Source organism: Streptomyces sp. NPDC058678 (genome assembly GCF_042714835.1).
Taxonomy (GTDB): domain Bacteria; phylum Actinomycetota; class Actinomycetes; order Streptomycetales; family Streptomycetaceae; genus Streptomyces.
Genome location: NZ_JBHXSG010000033.1, coordinates 79,520 through 100,271, shown reverse-complemented (window position 1 = coordinate 100,271; position 20,752 = coordinate 79,520). Strand labels below are relative to the sequence as shown.

Here is a 20,752-nt window from a genome sequence, read left to right as displayed (position 1 = left end):
GTACCGGAAGCGGACGCACCGCAAGCGGAGGCACGGGGAAGGACCGCACGGAGCGGGACCGCATGGAACACGAGCGCGGCCGGGCGCCGGAAGGCGTCGCGGACCTGGGCCGCACGGAACGAGAACTGAGCGAAGCCCTGGAGGCGCTGGCCGGCGGCGTACGGGCCGCGCCCGACGCCTACCGCACGGCCCGCGGCGAGTGGCTGCGCCGCGAACGCCGCCGCCGGCTCGTCCTCACCGTCCTGATCGCCGTCGTCTTCACCCTGGCCACGCTGATCGGCCTGTGGGTCCTCAACCAGGCTCCGACCGACCCCGGCGTCATTTTCTCCGGCGCCGGAAGGGCCGTGGTCCACGGCGGAACGACGGTCGGGCCGGGATAAGGGGCGCGCGGCACGGAGTTGGGGCCGGCCTGCTTGTCGGTGGGCGGGTCTACTGTCGTGGACACCGGAACCCGGCCTTGATCAAGGGAAAGCAATGACCACACTCGACAACCGTCCGAATACGGCACTTCTCGTCGTCGACGTGCAGAAGGGCGTCGTCGAGGAAGCCCACGAGCGCGACACGGTCGTCGCGAACGTCGGCAGCCTCGTCGAGAAGGCGCGGCGGGAACGGGTCCCCGTCGTCTGGGTCCAGCATTCCGACGAGCAGATCGTGAAGGGGAGCGACGGCTGGCGGATCGTCCCCGAGCTGACTCCGGGCATCGGCGAGCCGCTCGTCGAGAAGAACTACGGCGACTCCTTCGAGGACACCATGCTCGAGACCGTGCTGTCCGGCCTTGGAGTCGGGCGACTCGTCGTCGTCGGCGCATCGACCGACGCGTGCATCCGCTCGACGCTCCACGGTGCGCTCGTCCGCGGATATGACGCGACCCTTGTCAGTGACGCCCACACGACGGACGACCAGACGGCGTGGGGAGCGCCGCCGCCGGACCAGGTCATCGCCCACACGAACCTGTACTGGACCTATCAGACGGCGCCGGGACGGACGGCCGGGACCGTCGGGACCAAGGACGTCGACTTCGGCGGTACGGCCTGACAGATTGGATCTCAGGCGAGTCTTGTGCCTACGGTCGAGACGTCGCCCGCCGGCGGCAGTAAGCAGGGGTGAACATGATTCACCCAAAGAGAGCCGCGCGATCACCGTCCGTCACGACAACGCCCCTTCCTGTTCGAGACGGACCGTGCTGGAGGAGATGACGATGGCGAACATTCTTTTCGTGATGACCGGTGCCGACCGGTGGACCCTGGCCGACGGCAGTACGCACCCCACGGGCTTCTGGGCCGAGGAGGCCACCGCCCCGTACCAGGCCTTCAAGGCCGCCGGACACGAGGTCACCGTGGCCACCCCCGGCGGCGTCGTCCCGCCAGTCGACGAGGGCAGCCTCAGCTCCGACGCCAACGGCGGCCCGGAGCAGGCCGCCAAGATCCGCGCCGTGGTCGAGACGGCCCCGGAGTTCCAGTCCCCGATCACGCTGACCGACGTACGCCTCGACGACTACGACGCGGTCTACGTCCCCGGCGGCCACGGTCCGATGGAGGACCTGGCCGTGAACGCCGACTCGGGCGGCATCCTCACGCGGGCGCTGGGCAGCGGGATGCCGGTCGGCGTGGTCTGCCACGGCCCGGCGGCGCTGCTCGCCTCGGTCAAGGAGGACGGCACCAACGCCTTCGCCGGTTACCGCATCACCGCTTTCACCAACACCGAGGAGCAGCTCGCCGGCAACGCCGAGCGCGCCAAGTGGCTGCTCCAGGACCGCCTGACCGAGGCGGGGATCAAGGTCGAGGTCGGCGAGCCCTGGGCCCCGCACGTCGAGGTCGACCGCAATGTCGTCACCGGCCAGAACCCCGCGTCGGCCGCACCCCTCGCCACCGAGCTGCTCAAGAAGCTGGCCTGAACCCCCTCCCGTGACCACAGCACGGCACGGACGGGGCGGCGGCCGTCCCGTCCGTGATCCCCGCGCTTGTCGCGCTAGGTGCGATCGCCCTTCGGCTTGCCCCGCTGGTCCGGGGTGCCGTGCGGCGGCGGGCTGAAGGGCTGCGGCGAGGTCGCGGGCGACACCCGGGAGCCGGTGTGGGACGCGGCCTGCTCGGGACGCAGGGCGCCCGGGTCGCCTGACGTCGGCTCGGCGCCCGCCTCCAGTTGCTCCAGACGTGCCGTCAGTACTGCGGTCACCGGGACGCGGTCGGCGTGTGTCCGCTCGTACGCCAGCAGCTCCTCGACGTCCTGCGCGGTCAGTGACCGTACGCGGCTCTCCAGGCCGCCGATCGGCAGCTGGTCGTAGTCGGGCAGCGGCAGGCTGTCGCGGCCGGAGTCGGCCATGGATCTCACTTCCCTCTGTTGCCCTCTGTTGCTTCGCCCGCCACGAGTGCGTGAGGGCCCCTGTGAACGCGGTGCTTCGACCGGCTCGGCGCCGTCGGTGCCGGTGTCAGCCCCCGCCCGTCCCGCCGCTGCCGAAGGAACCGCTGCTGCCCTCGTCCCAGCGGGGCCGGTCCTTCGCCTCGCTGGTCCGGGTTCCGGCGTTGCCGTGGCCGGGCAGCTGGTGCGGGGTGAGGCGGTGGTCGCTCCGCGGGACCTCGTCGGGTTCCCGGTGCTCCCGTACCTCTCGCACCGGACCGCCCTCCGGCGGCCGTGGCTGCTCCTCGGGCGTCGGGCGAGGCAGCTCCCGGCGCTTGACGCGGACACCCAGAGCGAAGGCTCCGATCAGCACCGCCACGACCACCACACCCGCCACGACCAGGCCGATGCCGAGAGCGCCCCGGCCTGCGGCGATGTCCATCCATGAGGTATCCATGGCACGCGAGTACCCCTGGGCACCGCAGGTGAACCGACACCCCGCCCGCTCGGGCCGCAGCCCCCGGGACCGCGCCGGAACCCTTGAAAACACCGGGTTTGGCCCGCTCGGCGGCGGCTACCCGACCGAGGTGACATCGACGACATCCCAGCAGGAGCTCTTCCGGTTCCTGGAGGACAGGTTCGCCTGCGCCCAGGCCTGCACCGAGTGCGCACGGGCCTGTGCCCTGCGTGCCAGCCTCGTGGATCCGGACGCCACCCAGGAACAGGAACTCGTACGACGCAAGGGCATCATGTGCGCGGAGGTCTGCGACGCGACCTGCCGGGTGCTCTCCGAGCAGAACCACCTGGACGAGGAGGGAATCCGCGTCCAGCTGGAGTGGTGCCGGTCCGTGTGCCTGGAGTGCGCACACGTCTTCGACCAGTACTCAGGTGCCGAGGAGAGCGCGAAGGCGTGCCGGGAGTGCGCGCAGGCGTGCTCGGACTTCATGGCCACGCTGGTCTGAGAGCCCGGACGACCAGGGCGTCCCAGGTGCCCGCACGCATGCCCATTCCCAATTTCTGAAACACGTTCTACGGTGTGCGCCGTCAGGACCGGCCTGGGAGCCTGGAGGCGCCGTGCATCTCGATCACACGCCCGAGCAGCAGCGGCTGCGCACCGAATTGCGCGTCTACTTCGCCGGCCTGGTGGGAGATGCCACCATCACCGACCGGGCCGCCCAGAAGCGCTTCTACCGCGACACCATCCGCCGCCTCGGCAGGGACGGCTGGCTCGGCGTCGGCTGGCCCAAGGAGTACGGCGGCCGGGGCCTGACCGCGATGGAACAGTTCATCTTCTTCGACGAGGCCGCCCAGGCCGGTGTGCCACTGCCGCTGATGGCCCTGAACACCGTGGGCCCGACGATCATGCGGTACGGCACGGAGGAGCAGAAGTCGTACTTCCTCCCGAAGATCCTCTCGGGCGAGATCGACTTCGCGATCGGCTACAGCGAGCCCGACGCCGGCACCGACCTGGCGTCCCTCAAGACCCGGGCCGTCCGGGAGGGCGACGAGTACGTCGTCAACGGTCACAAGATCTGGACCACCAACGGCGACACGGCCGACTGGGTCTGGCTCGCGGTCCGCACCGACCCCGACGCGCCGCCGCACAAGGGCATCACCATGCTCCTGATGCCGACCACCGACCCCGGCTACTCCTGCACCGTCATCAACACCCTCGCCTCGCACGACACCACGGCCAGCTACTACGAGAACGTCCGCGTCCCCGTCGCCCACCGGGTGGGCGAAGAGAACGGGGGCTGGCGGCTGATCACCAACCAGCTCAACCACGAGCGCGTCACCCTCGCCGCACACGGCACCATGGCGATCCGCGCCCTGCACGACGTCCAGCGCTGGGCCATGGAGACCAAGCTGGCCGACGGCCAACGCGTCGTCGACCTGCCCTGGGTGCGCCGCCTCCTCGCCCGCACCCACACCAGGCTCGACGCGCTCAAACTCCTCAACTGGCGGATGGTGAACGCCGTCCAGGACGGCACCCTCACCCCGCAGGACGCCTCCGCGGTCAAGGTGTACGGCTCCGAGGCCCGCCGGGACGCGTACGCCTGGCTCATGGAGATCGTCGGCGCCGTCGGCGCGCTGAAGGAGGGTTCGGCGGGCGCGGTGCTCCGGGGCGAACTGGAACGCGGCTACCGCTCGGCTGTCATCTTCACCTTCGGCGGCGGCAACAACGAGATCCAGCGGGAGATCATCTCGTGGATCGGGCTGGGGATGCCGAGGGTACGGCGCTAGCCGGCTTGTGACGAGGATTTGTGTGCCGCACCTTCGCCGCCTGGCAACGCGTGCAGAGCACGCCCAACTCGTCGACGAGGTTCTCCCGTTCGCGGCCAAGGCCTGGGCCGACCTGCAAACGCTCGACCACGGCGCGGTCCGGTTCGAACACGACCGCTACCTGAAGATGTGGGCCCTGACCCAGCCAAAGATCGAAGCGGACTTCCTCTTCCTTGACGAAGCCCAGGACACCAACCCCGTCCTGGAACAGGTTTTCAACGCCCAGCGCGGCCACGCCCAACTCGTCATGGTCGGCGACTCGGCCCAGGCCATCTACGGATGGCGCGGCGCCCGCGACGTGATGACCGACTTCGACGCCACCGCTCTCACTCTGACCCGCTCCTTCCGCTTCGGCCCTCTCCTCGCCGAACAAGCCAACCGCTGGCTCGAACTTGCGGAGGCACCCATCCGCCTGACCGGAAGCGAGACCATCTCCACCGAGGTCGGAGACGTGACCAACCCGGATGCAGGGCTGTGTCGCACCAACATCGGGGCCATGGCTGAAGTCATGCGCCTCCTCTCCGAGGGGCGCCGCGTCGCCTTGGCTCGCGGCGGGCACACGCTCGCCTCGCTGGCGCTCGCGGCTCGCGACCTCAAGGAGGGACGCCGCACCAGCCACCCCGAGCTGGTTCTCTTCGTCTCGTGGGGCGAAGTGCAGGACTACGCGACCTATGATCCGGCAGGCGGCGACCTCCAGCCCTTCGTCGACCTTGTCGACACGCACGGCCCCGACGCCATCCTGGCCGCAGTCGACGAGCTCACCGCCGAGGACCATGCCGACGTGACCGTGTCAACAGCTCACAAAGCCAAGGGGCGTGAATGGCCAACCGTCCGGATCGGCGACGACTTCCCACCTCCCAAGGACACCGGCCAACACGACGCCGAGGGCCGTCCCATCCCGGAACCCGTCAACGACACTGACGCCCGACTCGCATACGTCGCCGTCACACGTGCACGCCGCCGACTCGACCTAGGAGGATTGTCCTGGGTCGACACACATCCCGCAGCTTCAAGTCCCAAACGGAACTCATCTGCTGGCGGCCCTTAGCGCGACGAGTCCGTTGGCGGCGTCGACCTGGCACTGGATTGCCAGCAGATTCTTCGTCTGCTGGTGGTACGGCGCGCGCGAGCCCGTGAGCTGCGGCGATTATGTAACGGGCGACTTGCGGCTCGTCTGGCCCGCGTATGGTCCGGATCTTGGTTGTTCCATCGAGTTCGTGTCCGGCTCCAGGGCCTCGCCGTCGCCGAGCGTGCGCTGGAACCAGCCGAACTGCATGTCGTGCACGCGTCCCCGCATGCCCATGAAGTCGGAGTGCGCGCCGAACCCGAAGTTGACGTCACCGACCACGTGCCGCCAGTTGGTGTGGGATCACGGGCCCATGATCAGCGTGGCGGGCCGGCCGGCGCTGCGCATGGCGGTGAAGTTGCCGAGCGTGCCCTGGGCGAAGATGTCGTACCAGCCGCCGAGTTGGAAGGTGGGCAGGTCGACCTCGTCGTGCCGGCCCGTGACACTGCAGGACCGCGCCAAGTCGGGCTCCCGGCGGGACCGCTCGTAGCCCAGCTCGGGCAGGTCGTGCCGGGCGAACGCGGGAAACCGCCCGGCGCGCAGCTCCGCGTAACCGCCGCTTGCCAGGCCGTCCAGATCCCGCACGAGCCCGGTGATACTGCTCACGAGTCCCTCGAGGTCGGTGCGGTGACGGCGCATCAGCGTGTCGGCGCCCTGCATGAGAGACCAGGGCACGGTGATGCCGAGTTCGATCGCGCCGCCGCGCGTCCACAGGCCGTCGTCCGGATCGGACCACGTGATCAACGGTGCGATCGCCTTCAGCTCCGGCGGCTTCGACAGCGCCGCCATCCACTGGGTGTTGCCGAAGTAGCTGCCGCCGCACATGCCGACGGAACCGTTCGCGCCGGGAAGGGCAGCGGCCCACCGCACGGTGTCGTAACCGTCGCTCTCCTCGTACGTGAACGGCTCCCAGTCCCCCTCGGAGGCGAACCGGCCACGGGTGTCCTGGATGACCACCATGAAGCCACGCCTGGCCGCCGCCAGGGGATCGAGCATCATGGCCAGCAGAGGCGACTGCTTGCCGTACGGCAGTCGGCTCAGCAGCACCGGCCACGGCCCCGTACCCCCGGGCCGGTAGACATCGGCGCGCAGCACGGTGCCGTCACGCATCTCCGCCGGAACATCGAACTCGATCTGAATCTCTGCCACGCGCTGCTCATTCGCATGCCCACGACGCTGCCAGGCACATGGTCGAACCTGGTCCCCGTCCCGCACTACACCCGAACGGGGGTGGCTACGGCGCTCTCGGGGCGGTCACGCCACCGCGTTCAGCAGGTCGGCCAGCAGGTCGGGCCGTTCCAAGGCGATGAAGTGGCCTGCTCCCGGCACCTGCGTGAAATCGGCGGCCGGCAGCAGCTCCTTGTCGGCTTGCCGGTCCGATGGCCGCGACCAGTCCTTCTCCCCGTAGACGAGGTGGACGGGTGCCTTGACCTCGGGGTAGCGCGAGCGGGCGGCGATGAGACTGGGCAGGCTCTGGTACACGGCCCGGGCGACGTTCGGGTAGCCGGGGCGGCGGCCCACCTGGAGGAGTTCGTCGACGTAGTCCGCCCGCAGCGCGGTCTTGTCGACCAGCCCGCCCTGCAGGATTCGGCGGAGGGCGGCCTTGGGCTCCACCCCGGCGACCACCGGGCCCACCCCCGGAGTGAGGACACCGCCGACCACCACACGGGCGAGAAGACTGGACCGGGCGATTCCGTCGCGGAAGTCGTACGTGTTCACCGCGACGACGCGCCGGACCCGCTCGGGCAGGTCGGCCGCGGTGGTCAGGGCGAGCACCGCCCCCATGGACTCCCCGACCAGGGTCACGTCGTGGAGGTCGAGTTCGGTCAGGAGCCGCTTGACGCCCGCGCGCATGGCCGGCTCGTCGTACGACGCGCCGGGCACGATCTCGGAGTAGCCCATCCCCGGCAGATCGAGGGCATACACGGTGTACTGGTCCGAGATCAGGGGGATGAGGGAGCGGAAGTGCTCGGCCTGGGTGCGCACGGTGTGCAGCAGGACCACGGGAGCGCCGGTGCCCGCTCTGAGGTAGCGCAGGGTCCCCTCGTCGCTGCGGTGTCCTGCGCGCGGGGCGATGGTGTGGCTGGTGGTTCCCGGGATGTGAATCGTGGGACGTGGCTCTGGGCTGGGCATCTCGCTGGCTTCCCTTTGTGTGAACTGCTGCAGACGGGTGATTCGGACAGGGCCCGCCCGAAGGGGGCGTGACCACGGACCAGCTCTTGGATTCATTGAGAAACCGACCGGTTTCCATCACGGTAAACCGATCGGTTTCCGAATGCAAGGCTGAGGTTGCCATCCGCAGCAATAGGGTCAGCGCACAGGAGGGACGCGAGAGTGCCATCCGCGCAGCGGTCGCCGATTCCGCACTCAAGGGCTACTACGGCACGTCTAAACGCTCCAGCTGCAGGTGTAGGGCTACGCCGCCGTGGCCAGCCGCCGAGGCCAAGGGCAATGCGGCCAAGTGGTCCGGGCCGACTGGATGAGGCCCTGGGAAACCGCGTACCTGCTGTTGGGCGCTGATGTCGACGAGACGACGGCCTTCCTGGCGCGCGGCACGCCCGTCAGCACCCTTACGGCCACCGGGCTCCCCTCGATTGCGGGGGCTCAGGGGCGGGAGCCATTGGCCTGGGGGGGCACGGTCACGGCGCCTGCTCGAAAGGGGATGCGTCAGTGCATGCCTGCTGCGTCGAGCAGGGTGGTCACCGTGGGTGTGACGAGCCCTGTCAGTTTGTCGGCTCCGATCCCCGCGCGGGCGCTGGCGCCGTCGAAGACCAGGCTGAGCTGTCGGGCCAGCAGGTCGGGATGGCTTGCCCCGCCCTGTTCGGCCTCGGCACGGAAGAAGGCGGTCAGATTCTCTTTGATCCGGTGGGCCACCTGGCTTGCAGGGTGGCTCTGGTCTTTGAGCTCGATCTGAGCAGCCAGGTACCGGCAGCCTTGGAAGTCGGGCGCACCCGCCTGCTCCTCCAGCTGGTCGAAGACGTGCAGGATCCGCTCGCGGGGTGAACGGCCGTCGTCCGCCGCCGGCAGGAGCCCGGCCGCGAAGGCAGAGGCGCGTTCCCCCAGGCTCGCCGCCAGCAGTTCGTCCTTGCTCTCGAACAGCTGGTACAGGGAACGCTTCGACACCCCCGCCGCCTTGCACAGCGCCTCGACGCCGATGTCGACACCGTCTCGGTGGGTGAGCGTGGCCGCCGCCTCCAGCAGCCGCTCTCTGGTACTTGACTTCACTACGGTGGTCATGCCGCGAGGTTAACCCGATGTGGACAAATTGAAAACCGATCGGTTTACGGCGCTTTACCGGGGCGATCTCGCGCCGCCCACGGACCTGCGCGTACTACATGGCAGTAACAGGCGAGGAGAAGGCTTCCAGTGGTGGGTCGGGCCGGGACTGTGCGACGTTCGGTGAAACTCCCGGTCATGGAAGGTGCATCGATGACCAGTGGGAACGTGGCCGAGCAGGAGGCTGTCGAGTCGGCAGCGGCTGTGTCGGCGAAGGCGCGCGGCCAAGGCGGCCGTCGCGGCCAGTGACGAGCAGCTGACCGAATGTCGGACCTGGGCGTGGCGATCTCCAAGGCCGTCGCCGACGGTGAATCGGTGACTTGCTCCGGCCTCAACCACGGACTGCACGCCCGCATCAGGCAGCTCTCCGGCCGGTAGAAGGCCGTCGGACTCCTGAAGCGGCTCAACGGGGAGCCGGTGCGACAGAAGCAGAGCTCCGCCCCGATCGACGCATTGGGCGGCGAGGCGGCCGAGAGTCCGGCTCCGGCGCCTGGCGCGCCTCTATGCGCTCGGCCACCCACACCAACCACTACTCCACCGGACTCGCGCTGGCCCAGAACGTTCGCTTCCTCTGAGGGGGCTCGCTCCTTTCAGTGGAACCGCCGCCCCAGGTCGCTGCCGCCGTCCCGGGGCCGGGCCCTCGTGGACCCGGCCCCGGACAGTGCGGTCACGCGTGCCCCGCGGGGCGTGGGCCGTCGTGGGGCTGCGGCGGGACGGGCCGGTTGTTCAGGTCCACCGACAGGAAGATGTCGTTCGCGACAGGGTTGCGCATCTCCTCGGCGAGCTGGCCGATGAGTCCGGCCGTGCGGGCGAGCAGGGCGAAGGCGCGGAGCAGGTCCAGCGGAAGACCGAGGTCGGCGAGTGCGGCACCGCAGACGCCGGCGCCGTTGAGCGGCAGGGTGCTGCCCAGCACCTGGGGGTGGACCCGGCCGATGGCCGCGAACAGCGACAGGTGCGGGCCGAACAGGCCTTCCTCCGTGGCGAGTTGGAACAGCCTCGGAGTGCGGGGGTCACCTTGTTTGTGGACGTGGTGTCCGAGGCCGGGGATGAGCCCCCGGGCCTCTCTTCGGGAGCGTACGGTGGCCAGGGCGAGTTCGTCCCAGCCGGCCTCGTCGGTCGGGTGGCCGTTCTCCAGCGTTGACAGGGCGTCATGCAGGAAGCGGCCGCAGTCCTCGGTCACGCCGAGGAAGCGGGAGCCGCCGCCGAGAAGCCCTGCGGCGATGGCTCCCTGTATCGAGTCGGGGGCTGACAGGTATGTCAGCCGGGCCGTTATGGCGGTCGGGGTGAAGCCGTGGTCGGCGAGTGCGGCGAGCACCGCCTCGAACACCCGTGTCTCCCCGGAGGTGGGGCGGCGCTGCGTGGCCAGCCAGAACGCCAGCTCGCCGAATCCCACCTCGCCCATCACATCGGCCGCGAGGTCCTGGCCGAGCAGGGTGATGCTGTCCAGGGAGGACGCACCGAGGGCGGTCGGGTACTCGGGCGCATTCGGTTTCTCAGGCATTCTCGTCCTCCGGATCGTCCCCCACTCCGTCCTCCAGCCACTTGCGTAGTTCGGTCCGGTGCTCGTCCAACTCGGGCGGGGGCAGGCGGTAGGCGGCGGGCGTCTCGGAGAAGCGGATCGGGTGCCGTGTCGTGGGTACGGCCCGGTCTCCCTCGCCGACCTCGACGACCGGGTCGAGTCCGAAGCGTTCGGCCATCGCGAATCCGCCCTCGATGGTGTTGATCGGTCCGCAGGGGACCCCGGCGTCGACGAGCAGATCGAACCACTCCAGGGCGGTCCTCGTCTTCAGCCGATCGAGCAGGAGGGGCCGGAGTTCCTCCCGTCGCTCGGTGCGGTCGGCGTTGTGCCGGAAGCGGGGATCGTCGGCGGTCTCGGGGATCCCGAGTACTTCGCACAGCTTGCGGAACTGCCCGTCGTTGGCCGCGGTGACGATCAAATCCTGGTCGGCCGTCGGCAGCGGTTCGTAGGGGAAGACGCTGGGGTGCGCGTTGCCCATCCGATGGGGCACGGTGCCGCCGGCCACGTAGGAGGAGCTGTGGTTGACCAGCCCGGTCAGTGCCGACGAGAGCAGGTTCACCTCGACGAGCTGGCCCCGGCCGGTCGCGTCGCGGTGCCGCAGCGCGGCGAGGATACCGATAGCGGCGTGGTTGCCCGCCATCACGTCGAAGACCGAGATCCCCGCCCGGTACGGCGGCCCGTCCGGATCACCGGTCAGGCTCATCAGCCCGGAGATCGCCTGCACCATCAGGTCGTAGCCGGGTACGTTCCGGCCGGGTCCGGCTCCGAAACCGCTGATCGACGCGTACACCACGCCCGGGTTCCGGGTGCTCACCGAGGCGTGGTCGAGGCCGTACCGGGCCAGTCCGCCCGGCTTGAAGTTCTCGATCACCACGTCCGCGCGCCGAGCGAGCTCCCTCGCAAGCCGCGCGTCCGCCTCGTCGCGGAAGTCGAGCGCGAGCGACCGCTTCCCGCGGTTGATCCCCAGGTAGTAGGTCGACACACCGTCGCGCGCCGGCGGCGTCCACGTGCGAGTGTCATCCCCCTGGGGGCCCTCGACCTTCACCACGTCGGCCCCGAGATCGGCGAGCAGCATCGTCGCGTACGGACCGGCGAGGATGCGGGAGAAGTCCGCCACGAGCAGCCCGTCGAGCGGTCCGCGTGAGCCGCCTGAACCGCCGCTCATGGGCTACGCCCCCTCGTTCTGCACGGCGACGCCCTCGCCGCGGTACTCGCTGTAGGTGTACGGGTTCGAGATCACCTCGGTTGTCGGGATCTCCGGCTCCACGGCCTCCCGCCACGCGTCCTCGCCCATGGTGGTCCGCGCGTAGTCCACGGTCGCGGTGACGGCGGTGCGGGCCCGTTCCAGGTCAACGCCGACCAGTTCGTGCGCGTACTTCACCACGGTTCCGTTGACCAGCACGGTGTGCACGTCGGCGCGGGTGGCCTGGTAGACCACGTGCCCGTAGGGGTGCAGGATCGGGTACATCGCCGGGGACCGGTCGTTCTTGAGCAGGACGAGGTCGGCCTTCTTGCCCGGCGTCAACGAGCCGATGGTGTCGCTGAGGCCGAGCACTCCAGCGCCGCCGATCGTGGCCCACTCCACGACGTCCCGGGCCCGCAGGCTGTGGTGCACCACCGTCTCCCCGGCCGCGTGGGCCGCCATGTGCTCCCGCGTCCGGTCGGCCGACAGCGTGGCGCGCATCGCCGAGAACAGATCGGCGCTGAACCACACGCTGGTGTCCATCGACAGCGACACGGGGATGCCGTGGCGCCTCAGCCGCCAGGTGGGAGGGTAGCCCTGGCCGGCGTTGTGCTCGCTTTCCGCCGACACCGAGACCGTGCCGCCCGAGGCGGCGATCCGGTGGTACGAGTCCTCGCTGAGCGTCGCCGAGTGGACATAGGTGACGTCGGGCGTCATGAACCCGTGGTCCCACATCAGACGTATGCCGTTGTCGTTCGTCGCGCCCCAGACGCCCGCGTGGGTGGTGACCGGCAGCCCGAGCTCGCGGGCCGCCTCGAACGCCGCCTTCTCGGGGAAGGCGTCGTCACCGGTGACGTCGAAGGCGAGCTGCAGGCCCAGCATGTCGTCCCGCCCGGAGAAGTGGCGGTCGACGAAGGACCGGAATTCCTTCGAGCGGGCCCACTCCCAGGGGGCGCCGAGCAGGTTGCCGTAGGCCAGCACGAAGCGGCCCGGCACCGCGCGCAGCGATTCGACGGCCGCGTCCCCGTGCTCGGGCGTCTGCAGCCCGTGCGACCAGTCCACCGTGGTGGTCACACCCGCGTCGAGCGCCTCGATGCCGGACAGCAGGTTGCCGGCGTGGATGTCCTCGGGGCGGAAGATCTTGCCCCAGGTGAGGTAGTAGAAGACGAAGTACTGCGACAGGGTCCAGTCGGCGCCGAGTCCGCGCAGCGCCGTCTGCCACATGTGCCGGTGGGTGTCGACCATGCCGGGCATGAGGATGCCGCCGGCGCAGTCCACCACCACCGCGTCGTCCGGTGCCTGAAGGTCCCTTCCGACCTGCTCGATCAGCTCGCCGCGGACCAGCACGTCGCCGCGGTCGAGCAGGCCGATCGCGGGGTCCATGGACAGGATGGTCGCGTTGCGGAACAGGACGGGGCGTCCGGGGGTGAAGTCTTCTCTGCGTGGTTGTTCGATCGTCATGTGGTCACCTCGTTGTGGAGTCCGTGGTCCGGGCCCGCAGAACACGGGAGCGGGCGGTCAGTGGTACGGCCGCGGTGGCCAGGCCGAGGGCCAGTGCCGCGCATCCCCATGCGTAGCCGTCGAGTTCCGTCAGCCCGAGGGCGTGGTCGAGTGACCAGGCGCCGGGGCTGGTGAAGGCGAGGACCGCGGCCACCGCGCCGTAGGAGAAGGGCACTTCGCAGCCGCCCTGCTGGGCCCAGAAGCCGTTCGGCGCGGTCGCCGCCGCCGCGACCGCCATGGTGCCGACGATCACCGCGCAGCCGCCGGGAGTCAGCAGCCCGGCCGCGACCGAGACCGCTCCGGCGAGTTCGGCCGCCCCGGCGACGAGCACCATCCGCCGGCCGGGCACGAAGCCCCACCGGTCGAAGACGGCGGCGGTCCCGGCCCGCCCGGCACCGCCGAACCAGCCGAACAGTTTCTGGGTGCCGTGACCGAACAGCAGCGCGGCGAGCAGCAGCCGCAGCAGGAGCAGCCCGAGATTCACGGCTGCGGCTCGTCCGTCGTCCGGGGCTGCAGCACGAAATCGAACTCGGCGCGCAGGTACGGCTCGTCGATGGTGCCGCCGTCAGGGGAGGAGCCTGCCGGTTCCTCGGTGAAGCGCACGATCAGCTCGTCCTTCGTGCCGAACACGACATCGGTGTCGAGGAATTCGGAACCCTCCCGGAACAGATGGGTGATGAGCTTCTCGTGGCCGGGGTGGTCGATCAGGAAGTGGACGTGCGCGGGACGGAAGTGGCTGATGTCGGTCCTGCCGATCAGGTCACCGACCGGACCGTCCATCGGAATCGCGTAGCCGCGCGGCGCGATGGTGCGCACGCAGTACGTGCCGTCCGCCCGCGTCCGGTACAGCGCGCGCAGCCGGGCCTCGTCGATCTCCGGCAGCTGCGCCTCGTAGGCGCCGTCGGCGTCGGCCTGCCACACGTCCAGGACGATGTCGGGCAGAGGCGTGCCGTCGAGGTCGAGGACCCGGCCGGTGATGAACAGCGGCGTGCCCGGGATGCCGTCCGACATGTCGGCTCCGAAACCGGCCGTCGGAGAGCCGTCGATGTGGAACGGACCGAGCACCGTCGCCGGAGTGGCGTCCGCCGAGAAGTGGTGGTTCAGCTGGACGACGAGCGTGCTAAGACCCAGGACGTCGGAGGCGAGGATGAATTCCTGACGCTTGTCGTCACTGATCCGGCCGGTCGCCGTGAGCCATTCGACGGCAGCCGCCCACTCCTCCTCCGTCAGCCCGACCTCGCGGGCGTACGCGTGGAGGTGCCGCACCAACGCTGTCATCAGCTCGGCGAGCCGGGGCGAGTGCGCCGTAGCCCACCGCTTCACCACCAGGTCGCTGAGGTTGTCCTCCGTCACGAAGGCCATGGAGTCCTCCTCGATTCGTTCCGGCCTCGACCTCGACCGCTGTACGGACATGAGTCCGTACAGCGGACACACTGGCGCATGGTTGACTCGTAAATCAAGCCCTTGGGTGGCCGCGTTGGAGCCAGGGTTGGGTTGGGTCGATCGGACTGCTGTCCGCACCCGGGCAATGCGTGGCCCGTCACCGACCGGTGACGGGCCGAGGAACCGCGAGGAACCGCGAGGGATCGCGAGGATCCGGAGAGGTCAGAACATCGTGTTGTCGTTGGCGGAGGTGGCCGGGACGTCCTGTACGGCGTCCCAGTGCTCGATGATCTTGAGCTTGCCGTTCTTCTGCTTCTCGACCCGGAAGATGTCCACGACCGACTGACCGCGGTCCTCGGGGCTGAGGCGGTAGTGGGCGTGGATGGCGACGTAGTCCTTGTCGGCGATGACGCGCTTGCGTTCCACGATCAGGTTCGGGAACTGGCGGAAGAAATTGGTGAACTGCTCACGCAGGCCGGCCGAGCCGCTGGGGATGGTCGGGTTGTGCTGGTAGTACTCCGGCGCGAGGTACCTGACGGCGTCGGGGTTCTTGTCGACGAGGAGGGTGTCGAAGTAACTGGTGGCGATCTTCTCGCTGAGAGACGTGCTCCAGCGCGGGCCGCTGGGCTGGTTCGTGTGCGGGTTGCTGACCGTGCCGAACATGTCGTTGCCGTTGACGCTGGTCGCCGGTACGTCCTGGACCGTGTCCCAGTGCTCGGTGATCATGCCGCTCTTGGGGTCGAAGTTGAAGATGTCGACCACGGCCGCGCCACGGGTGCCGGGCTCGTAGACGGGGTTGGAGTGCACCAGGACCAGGTTGCCCTGGGCGAGGACCCGCTTGACGTTGTACTGGTGGTCCGGGAAGCGCGCGGTCCAGTCGCGAATGAAGTTCTTGATCGCTTCCCGGCCGTTGGGGGCGGAGGGATTGTGCTGGATGTAGTCCTCGCTGATGTACCGGTCGGCGACCTTGAGGTTGCCCTCCTCGAAGAGCTGGGTGAGGACGTGGACGGCGACGCGCTTGTTGCGCTCCTGCGTGGCGGGGCTCGTGCAGGAGGCGTCGAGGCCGAGACTCAGGCCGCTGTGGGACGGCGCGGAGGCGGTGGCCGTGGCGGCGGGTGCGAAGCCGGCCACGGCTCCTACGGTTGCCGCAGCCAGGAGGGTGGCCATGGCCTTACGGGGCAGCCGGGTGGTGCTGTACATGGGGGTCTCCAATGCTGTGCGGACGGCGGTGAACGAGTCGGCGGGTGTCTGGTGGGAGATCGGGAGTAAAGGGCGAGGGTGCCCGTGTGGGCTCAGGCGCGGTCGAAGGCGAGGAGGAACTCGATGTTTCCCTCGTCCTCCACCGTGATCCCGCCGAAGTTGGGTGCGTCGACGCCGTAGTCGGCGAAGGTGACCAGGATGGAGCCGTTGACCCGGAAGCCGTCGGCGGTGCGCTGGGCATCGAGCTCGAAGGAGACCGAGTTGGTCTCACCGTGGACGGTCAGCTCACCTGAGGCCTTGGCGCTGACCTGCTCGCCCACTGCCGGCGCAGAGCCGAAGTCGACGGGCTCGGTGAGCTCGAAGGTGGCCTCCGGGTACCGCTCGGTGTTCATGACCCGGCCGCGGAACTGGCCGTCGCGCTGGTCGGAGTCGCTCTTCACCGAGGCGAGGTCGACGGTGAAGGATCCGTTGACAGCCCGGTTGCCTTCGATCTCCAGCTCTCCGGTGACCTTTTCGGTACGGCCCACCGCCGTGACATTCTGGCCGAAGAGGACCTCGTCGACCCGGTAACCGGCCTGCGAACCGCTGCCCACCCGCCAGGCACCCTCGACATCCTCCCCGGCCTGCTCCCCGGAACCCGAGGAACTGCCGGAGGAGTTCGAGCCTGGCGGGTCGTCGAGCGAGAGGGCGGCCGGTGGCTTGTCCTGGACGTAGTTGATGTAGATGTAGGGGCCCGCCGTGCACAGCACGGCGACGGTGGCCACACCGGCGATGAGCCAGCGCTTCCAGTGCCTGCGGATGCTGCCTGCCATGGTGTCCCCTATATGTTTCGCAATTCAACTGAAATTTCAAGTATTTGGTCGCGGGTCGCCCTGGGGCGCGAGGGGCCGCTACGGGCGTGCGCGGGCTCAGCCGTGGCCGGCGAGCGGGATGGGGTCAGTCCAGGAGTTGCTCGGAGACCTGCCAGAGTCGCTCGGCCGCCTCCGGATCCAGGGCGTGCGGCGCGACCCCGGTGTTGGTGCCCGGCTGGTGCAGTGGTGCCTCGTTGCAGTCCTCGAAGTACCGGCCGCTGATGCCGTCGAGCAAGGGTGAGGTGGCCAGCAGGACGGAGGTCGCGGCGCCCTGTTCGACCGATTTGAAGGACATCTCGGGCAGGGGCGTTCCTTCGCCGAGGAGGGCTCGCAGGTGGGTCATGAACAGGCCCATCTGGGCGTCGTCCATGTGGCGTCCCAGGTTGGTCTGGATCCCTCCGGGCATCAGCGCGTTGACCGTGATCCCGTCGGCGGCCCATCGCCGGCCGGCCTCGACCGCGAACAGCACGTTTGCGGTCTTGGACTGGCCGTACGCCAGCCACGGATCGTAGGGCCGCTCGGTGAAGTGGAGGTCGTCGAAGACGACGGGTGAGAACAGGTGCCCGCTGGAACTCACCGACACCACCCGGGCACCGCCGGCCGCCGCGAGTGCCTCGTGCAGCCCGGTGGTCAGGGCGAAGTGCCCCAGGTGGTTGGTGGCGAACTGCAACTCCCAGCCCTGGGGTGTGCGGCTCTCCGGGGCCGCCATGACCCCGGCGTTGTTGACGAGGATGTGCAGCGGGCCGTGCCAGGCGGCGGTGAACGCGCGGACGGACGCCGGATCGGTCAGGTCCAGCACGGCGACCCGTACGCCTTCGGAGCCGGTGGTGGCCCGGATGTCCTTCGCGGTGCGATCGCCGGCGGCGGTGTCCCGCACGGCCAGCGTGACCTCTGCCCCGGCGTCGGCCAGCGCTCGGGCGGTCTCCACGCCGATGCCGGACGCCGCCCCGGTGACGACAGTGCGGCGGCCCGTGAGATCGATGCCCGCGATGACGTCGGCAGCCGTGGACCGGCTGGTGAACGGGGTGGTGATGCCTGTCCTCGTGGCCATTCTCGCAATGCTCCCTGTTTGCTACCCTCGAAACCGGAGGTGCCTCCGATTACTCAGACCTTAAGCGGAGGGTCCTCCGATTGTCCATAAGGAAGGAAAGCTGTGACCGCCACCACACGCGGACTGCGTGCTGACGCGCGACGCAACCGGGAACGCCTGCTCGAAGCCGCAGGGCGCGCGTTCTCCGAGACCGGCACCGACGCGTCCCTCGAGGCCATCGCCAAGGACGCCGGCGTGGGAATCGGCACGCTCTACCGGCACTTCCCCACCCGCGAGGCCCTGCTCGAGGCCGCCTACCGCAACGAACTCGCCCGGGTCTGCGACAGCGTCACGGAACTGCTCGCACAGCTCCCGCCCGACCAGGCCATGCGGAGGTGGATGGACCTGTTCATCGACTACCTGGCCACCAAGCAGGGCATGGGGGACGCACTGAAGGCCGTCATCGCCTCCGGCGACGAGGATCCGTTCGCCGAGAGTCTCGACCGGATCAGCACGGCCATCAGCACACTGCTGCACGCCGGGGCCGAAGTGGGAGTTCTGCGCTCGGACGTGGACCCGCTCGATGTCGGGTTCAGTCTCGGGGGTGTCCTGCTGATCACGAGCGACAAGGGGCTGCGCGACCGCGCGGGCCGCATGCTCGACCTCCTGCTCGACGGGCTCCGCTACCGCTCCGGCTGATGCGTCCGGTCGGGGAGGACGTCCGGGCTCGGCCCCGCCGGCCGGCACGCCTGCGGCGGTCCACACCGACTCAGAGAAATACAACAGGAGAGCACCATGGGGCTGGGTGCCACATCACCCGAGCGGCACGGGCGCTGGCCCAGCTGGGCTGACGGCGTATCACCGGCTCAGGTTCTCGAACAGCACCATCCCGGCCGCCGTGTTGGACGCCGGTACGTGGTAGGCCTCGTACACACGGCGGATCCGGGGTCCCAGCGCGCCGCGCATGATCAGCCACATGATGAGCTCGATGCCTTCGGAGCCGGCTTCGCGGATGTACTCCTCGCGCGTCAGCGCGGCCAGTTTCTCGGGGTCGTGCTCGATCGCGTCGAGGAACATCCGGTCGAAGTCCTGGTTGATCAGTCCCGCTCGGGCGCCGGCGAGCTGGTGGGACATGCCGCCGGTGCCGAAGACGGCGACCTTGAGGTCCTCGGGGAAGGAGCGGATGGCCTCGCCGAGCGCGCGGCCGAGGTCCAGGCACCGCGCGGCGGTCGGCTGCGGATACTGGATGACGTTGACCAGGAGGGGGACCACCGCGCAGGGCCAGCGTTCGCCGGGGTCGGGGCAGTACACCGACAGCGGAACGGTCAGGCCGTGGTCGACGTCGAGTTCCTGGTAGACGGTCAGGTCGAAGGAGGCGTCGATCAGGCTCTTGACGAGGTGGTCGGAGAACTCGGGAGCGCCCGTGACCGTGGGCACCGGGCGGCTGCCCCATCCTTCGTCGGCCACCCGGTACGACTCGGCCGTCCCGAGCCCGAAGGTCGGGGTGACGCTCATGTCGACGGCGTTGGCGTGGTCGTTGTAGATGACGACCGCGACGTCAGGGGTGTGGCGGGCCATCCACTGCCGCGCCGGCGTGTATCCGTCGAACAGCTTTTTCCAGTACGGGTCTTGCGTCTTCCCGTGGTCCATGGCCGCACCGATCGACGGCACGTGCGAGGTCGCCAGACCCCATGTCACCTCAGCCAAAGTTCCGCCCTCCCGCTTTCAGCGCCTGCGTGAACTCCTCGGTGGTCATGCCGGTGAACACCCCGCCGAGGTACTGCATGGACTTCTGGTCGACCATGGCGAGCTTGAAGACGTAGAAGATGGAGCCGCCCAGTTCCATCATCCGGTTCCAGTCCCGCCGCAGGACGGCGTCCCGCTGCTGGGCCGTGAGCCCGTACGTCTCGCAGTACGCGGCTTCGTCGGCTGTGAACCTCTCCCGGTTCTCGGCGTCCTTGAGGGACCCGCAGAGCCGGTTCAACGCTCGGCCGCGGCGGTTCTCCGCGGCGTCGAAGACATAGGTGCCGGGGACCCGGGGTGTGGTGCTGGACATGCCGTTTTCTCCTCTCCAGTGTTGATGACGGTCAGTGCAGGAGCCCGCCGCCGTCGCAGACGAGCGTCTGGCCGGTGACCATGGACGCGTCCGGTGAGACGAGATAGGAGACCAGCCCCGCGAACTGCTCCGGGGTGACGAACTCCTTGATCGCCTGCCGGCTCATGGTCGCGGCGAACACCTCGTCGCCGGAGTGCGCCCGGGTGCCCGGGGTGGCCACCTGCGCGGGCGCCACCGCGTTGACCGTGATCCGGTACTCGCCCAGTTCGCGTGCCATCACCCGGGTCATCCCGATGAGCGCGCCCTTGCTCGCGACGTAGGCGATCTGGCCCGGGGACCCCGTGAAGAAGGTGCGGGACGCGACATTGACCACCCGCCCGCGGTGCGGGCTGCCGCGCAGCCAGGGCACGCACGCCTGCACCATGAGCAGCGGGCCGACGGCGTTGACGGCGAAGAAGCGGTGCATCTCCTCCGGGGTCGTCTCCAGCAGCGGCGCCCGGCCGGAGAGCAGGCCGGCGTTGTTGACGAGGACGTCGACCCCGCCGTACGCCTCGGCGATCTCGGATACGGTCCGGCGGGTCGCGGCCGGGTCCCCGACGTCGCAACGCCAGGCCCGGCCGCCCGGGATCGAGCTGGTGCCATCGGGTTCGTCGACGTCGAGGGCGGCGACCGTGAAACCGTCCCCGGCCAGTCTGCGGGCGATGGCGAGCCCCAGGCCGCCGGCGGCGCCCGTGACCACGGCGACCCGGGGGCTGCGGTTCGCCGGGCCGGTCATGGTGCCTTCTCCTGCGGATGGGTGGCGAGTGCCTCGACGGTGATGTCCATCCACTTCCACATCGGCAGGGAGACCAGCGCGTCATGCAGCTGTGCCGGGTCGGCCGCCTCGTACAGGCCGATGGTCGCGTTCCGGCCAGGCACCCGCCACAGCCGCTTGAGGATGCCGGCCTCCCTGAGCTGCATGGCCCGTTCGCGCTCGCCCTTGCGCAGCTCCTCGCGTACGTCGTCGGGGGTGTTCGGGGGCAAGGTGTTCTCGGTGCGGACGAGGAATTCCACGGGGATGTCCTTCACGGG

General features: G+C 69.4%; 24 protein-coding genes and 1 pseudogene. 7 read left to right on the top strand and 18 right to left on the bottom strand.

Annotation, left to right across the window (positions count from 1 at the left end):
• Nucleotides 1–62 precede the first annotated feature (62 nt).
• From ACFWWR_RS27600 to ACFWWR_RS27590, 3 genes are all read left to right on the top strand, one after another.
• The gene (locus tag ACFWWR_RS27600; RefSeq protein WP_383863355.1) at nt 63–380 is read left to right on the top strand and encodes a hypothetical protein; all 318 of its coding nucleotides are present in this window, start codon (nt 63–65) and stop codon (nt 378–380) included.
• A 94-nt stretch (nt 381–474) separates the two neighbouring features.
• Nucleotides 475–1,035, top strand: coding sequence for an isochorismatase family protein (locus tag ACFWWR_RS27595; RefSeq protein WP_383863352.1), 561 nt, complete (start codon nt 475–477; stop codon nt 1,033–1,035).
• 163 nt (nt 1,036–1,198) lie between these two features.
• Nucleotides 1,199–1,894 (top strand): type 1 glutamine amidotransferase domain-containing protein, encoded by a 696-nt coding sequence (locus tag ACFWWR_RS27590; protein WP_383863349.1) that lies wholly within the window; start codon nt 1,199–1,201, stop codon nt 1,892–1,894.
• 74 nt (nt 1,895–1,968) lie between these two features.
• On the opposite strand, the gene ACFWWR_RS27585 is transcribed toward ACFWWR_RS27590, so the two are convergent.
• Nucleotides 1,969–2,319, bottom strand: coding sequence for a hypothetical protein (locus tag ACFWWR_RS27585; protein WP_383863346.1), 351 nt, complete (start codon nt 2,317–2,319; stop codon nt 1,969–1,971).
• Between the two features lie 106 nt (nt 2,320–2,425).
• Nucleotides 2,426–2,776 carry a DUF6479 family protein gene (locus tag ACFWWR_RS27580; protein WP_384305891.1) on the bottom strand — a complete coding sequence of 117 codons (351 nt, stop codon included), beginning with the start codon at nt 2,774–2,776 and terminating at the stop codon, nt 2,426–2,428.
• A 145-nt stretch (nt 2,777–2,921) separates the two neighbouring features.
• Between ACFWWR_RS27580 and ACFWWR_RS27575 the strand changes: the two genes are divergently transcribed.
• From ACFWWR_RS27575 to ACFWWR_RS27565, 3 genes and pseudogenes are all read left to right on the top strand, one after another.
• Nucleotides 2,922–3,296 (top strand): four-helix bundle copper-binding protein, encoded by a 375-nt coding sequence (locus tag ACFWWR_RS27575; protein ID WP_383863629.1) that lies wholly within the window; start codon nt 2,922–2,924, stop codon nt 3,294–3,296.
• 112 nt (nt 3,297–3,408) lie between these two features.
• Nucleotides 3,409–4,578: an acyl-CoA dehydrogenase family protein gene (locus tag ACFWWR_RS27570; protein ID WP_384305888.1), complete on the top strand. Its 1,170-nt coding sequence runs from the start codon at nt 3,409–3,411 to the stop codon at nt 4,576–4,578.
• A gap of 1 nt (nt 4,579) precedes the next feature.
• Nucleotides 4,580–5,665: pseudogene (locus ACFWWR_RS27565) on the top strand (UvrD-helicase domain-containing protein); the annotation flags it as partial.
• Between the two features lie 99 nt (nt 5,666–5,764).
• On the opposite strand, the gene ACFWWR_RS27560 reads toward ACFWWR_RS27565, so the two are convergent.
• From ACFWWR_RS27560 to ACFWWR_RS27505, 12 genes are all read right to left on the bottom strand, one after another.
• Complete coding sequence (locus tag ACFWWR_RS27560; RefSeq protein ID WP_384305885.1) at nt 5,765–5,965, bottom strand: hypothetical protein; 201 nt, start codon at nt 5,963–5,965, stop codon at nt 5,765–5,767.
• A 21-nt stretch (nt 5,966–5,986) separates the two neighbouring features.
• A complete protein-coding gene (locus ACFWWR_RS27555) occupies nt 5,987–6,832 on the bottom strand; it encodes a CocE/NonD family hydrolase (protein ID WP_383863337.1) in 846 nt (281 codons plus the stop codon).
• Between the two features lie 105 nt (nt 6,833–6,937).
• On the bottom strand, nt 6,938–7,816 hold the full coding sequence (locus ACFWWR_RS27550; RefSeq protein WP_383863334.1) for an alpha/beta fold hydrolase: 879 nt from the start codon (nt 7,814–7,816) through the stop codon (nt 6,938–6,940).
• Nucleotides 7,817–8,350: 534 nt separating this feature from the next.
• Nucleotides 8,351–8,920, bottom strand: a complete 570-nt coding sequence (locus tag ACFWWR_RS27545) for a TetR/AcrR family transcriptional regulator (protein WP_384305882.1) — start codon at nt 8,918–8,920, stop codon at nt 8,351–8,353.
• Between the two features lie 706 nt (nt 8,921–9,626).
• Nucleotides 9,627–10,460, bottom strand: a complete 834-nt coding sequence (locus ACFWWR_RS27540; RefSeq protein ID WP_384305880.1) for a citryl-CoA lyase — start codon at nt 10,458–10,460, stop codon at nt 9,627–9,629.
• Nucleotides 10,453–11,643: a CaiB/BaiF CoA transferase family protein gene (locus ACFWWR_RS27535; protein WP_384305877.1), complete on the bottom strand. Its 1,191-nt coding sequence runs from the start codon at nt 11,641–11,643 to the stop codon at nt 10,453–10,455. Before ACFWWR_RS27535 ends, ACFWWR_RS27540 begins: the two co-directional genes overlap by 8 nt.
• 3 nt (nt 11,644–11,646) lie before the next feature.
• A complete protein-coding gene (locus tag ACFWWR_RS27530; RefSeq protein WP_384305875.1) occupies nt 11,647–13,122 on the bottom strand; it encodes an amidohydrolase family protein in 1,476 nt (491 codons plus the stop codon).
• Between the two features lie 4 nt (nt 13,123–13,126).
• The gene (locus ACFWWR_RS27525; RefSeq protein WP_384305873.1) at nt 13,127–13,645 is read right to left on the bottom strand and encodes a DoxX family protein; all 519 of its coding nucleotides are present in this window, start codon (nt 13,643–13,645) and stop codon (nt 13,127–13,129) included.
• Complete coding sequence (locus ACFWWR_RS27520; protein WP_384305871.1) at nt 13,642–14,523, bottom strand: dioxygenase; 882 nt, start codon at nt 14,521–14,523, stop codon at nt 13,642–13,644. Before ACFWWR_RS27520 ends, ACFWWR_RS27525 begins: the two co-directional genes overlap by 4 nt.
• Nucleotides 14,524–14,766: 243 nt before the next feature.
• On the bottom strand, nt 14,767–15,744 hold the full coding sequence (locus tag ACFWWR_RS27515; RefSeq protein ID WP_384305868.1) for a nuclear transport factor 2 family protein: 978 nt from the start codon (nt 15,742–15,744) through the stop codon (nt 14,767–14,769).
• A gap of 92 nt (nt 15,745–15,836) precedes the next feature.
• On the bottom strand, nt 15,837–16,556 hold the full coding sequence (locus tag ACFWWR_RS27510; protein WP_384305866.1) for a YceI family protein: 720 nt from the start codon (nt 16,554–16,556) through the stop codon (nt 15,837–15,839).
• Nucleotides 16,557–16,680: 124 nt separating this feature from the next.
• Entirely contained in the window at nt 16,681–17,646 is a 966-nt protein-coding gene (locus tag ACFWWR_RS27505) for an SDR family NAD(P)-dependent oxidoreductase (protein WP_384305863.1), read from the bottom strand.
• Between the two features lie 102 nt (nt 17,647–17,748).
• Here ACFWWR_RS27505 and ACFWWR_RS27500 point away from each other — a divergent pair, with 102 nt between their 5' ends.
• Nucleotides 17,749–18,324: a TetR/AcrR family transcriptional regulator gene (locus ACFWWR_RS27500; RefSeq protein WP_384305860.1), complete on the top strand. Its 576-nt coding sequence runs from the start codon at nt 17,749–17,751 to the stop codon at nt 18,322–18,324.
• Between the two features lie 159 nt (nt 18,325–18,483).
• On the opposite strand, the gene ACFWWR_RS27495 is transcribed toward ACFWWR_RS27500, so the two are convergent.
• The 4 genes from ACFWWR_RS27495 to ACFWWR_RS27480 are packed head-to-tail and all read right to left on the bottom strand — an operon-like array spanning nt 18,484 to nt 20,749.
• Nucleotides 18,484–19,323 (bottom strand): class III extradiol dioxygenase subunit beta, encoded by an 840-nt coding sequence (locus ACFWWR_RS27495; RefSeq protein ID WP_383863626.1) that lies wholly within the window; start codon nt 19,321–19,323, stop codon nt 18,484–18,486.
• Between the two features lies 1 nt (nt 19,324).
• Nucleotides 19,325–19,681 (bottom strand): protocatechuate 4,5-dioxygenase subunit alpha, encoded by a 357-nt coding sequence (gene ligA, locus ACFWWR_RS27490; protein WP_307673254.1) that lies wholly within the window; start codon nt 19,679–19,681, stop codon nt 19,325–19,327.
• Nucleotides 19,682–19,712: 31 nt separating this feature from the next.
• Nucleotides 19,713–20,456 (bottom strand): SDR family NAD(P)-dependent oxidoreductase, encoded by a 744-nt coding sequence (locus ACFWWR_RS27485; protein ID WP_384305856.1) that lies wholly within the window; start codon nt 20,454–20,456, stop codon nt 19,713–19,715.
• On the bottom strand, nt 20,453–20,749 hold the full coding sequence (locus ACFWWR_RS27480) for a muconolactone Delta-isomerase family protein (RefSeq protein ID WP_384305853.1): 297 nt from the start codon (nt 20,747–20,749) through the stop codon (nt 20,453–20,455). The genes ACFWWR_RS27485 and ACFWWR_RS27480 overlap by 4 nt, the downstream gene beginning before the upstream one ends.
• Nucleotides 20,750–20,752: the final 3 nt, after the last annotated feature.

Bases quoted from the DNA above. Each gene is read 5' to 3' on its own strand.
- ACFWWR_RS27535 (WP_384305877.1), bottom strand. From the start codon at position 11,643: ATGAGCGGCGGTTCAGGCGGCTCACGCGGACCGCTCGACGGGCTGCTC.
- ACFWWR_RS27550 (WP_383863334.1), bottom strand. From the start codon at position 7,816: ATGCCCAGCCCAGAGCCACGTCCCACGATTCACATCCCGGGAACCACC.
- ACFWWR_RS27510 (WP_384305866.1), bottom strand. From the start codon at position 16,556: ATGGCAGGCAGCATCCGCAGGCACTGGAAGCGCTGGCTCATCGCCGGT.
- ACFWWR_RS27590 (WP_383863349.1), top strand. From the start codon at position 1,199: ATGGCGAACATTCTTTTCGTGATGACCGGTGCCGACCGGTGGACCCTG.
- ACFWWR_RS27505 (WP_384305863.1), bottom strand. From the start codon at position 17,646: ATGGCCACGAGGACAGGCATCACCACCCCGTTCACCAGCCGGTCCACG.
- ACFWWR_RS27530 (WP_384305875.1), bottom strand. From the start codon at position 13,122: ATGACGATCGAACAACCACGCAGAGAAGACTTCACCCCCGGACGCCCC.
- ACFWWR_RS27515 (WP_384305868.1), bottom strand. From the start codon at position 15,744: ATGTACAGCACCACCCGGCTGCCCCGTAAGGCCATGGCCACCCTCCTG.
- ACFWWR_RS27585 (WP_383863346.1), bottom strand. From the start codon at position 2,319: ATGGCCGACTCCGGCCGCGACAGCCTGCCGCTGCCCGACTACGACCAG.
- ACFWWR_RS27595 (WP_383863352.1), top strand. From the start codon at position 475: ATGACCACACTCGACAACCGTCCGAATACGGCACTTCTCGTCGTCGAC.
- ACFWWR_RS27485 (WP_384305856.1), bottom strand. From the start codon at position 20,456: ATGACCGGCCCGGCGAACCGCAGCCCCCGGGTCGCCGTGGTCACGGGC.
- ACFWWR_RS27580 (WP_384305891.1), bottom strand. From the start codon at position 2,776: ATGGACATCGCCGCAGGCCGGGGCGCTCTCGGCATCGGCCTGGTCGTG.
- ACFWWR_RS27600 (WP_383863355.1), top strand. From the start codon at position 63: ATGGAACACGAGCGCGGCCGGGCGCCGGAAGGCGTCGCGGACCTGGGC.
- ligA (WP_307673254.1), bottom strand. From the start codon at position 19,681: ATGTCCAGCACCACACCCCGGGTCCCCGGCACCTATGTCTTCGACGCC.
- ACFWWR_RS27520 (WP_384305871.1), bottom strand. From the start codon at position 14,523: ATGGCCTTCGTGACGGAGGACAACCTCAGCGACCTGGTGGTGAAGCGG.
- ACFWWR_RS27545 (WP_384305882.1), bottom strand. From the start codon at position 8,920: ATGACCACCGTAGTGAAGTCAAGTACCAGAGAGCGGCTGCTGGAGGCG.
- ACFWWR_RS27540 (WP_384305880.1), bottom strand. From the start codon at position 10,460: ATGCCTGAGAAACCGAATGCGCCCGAGTACCCGACCGCCCTCGGTGCG.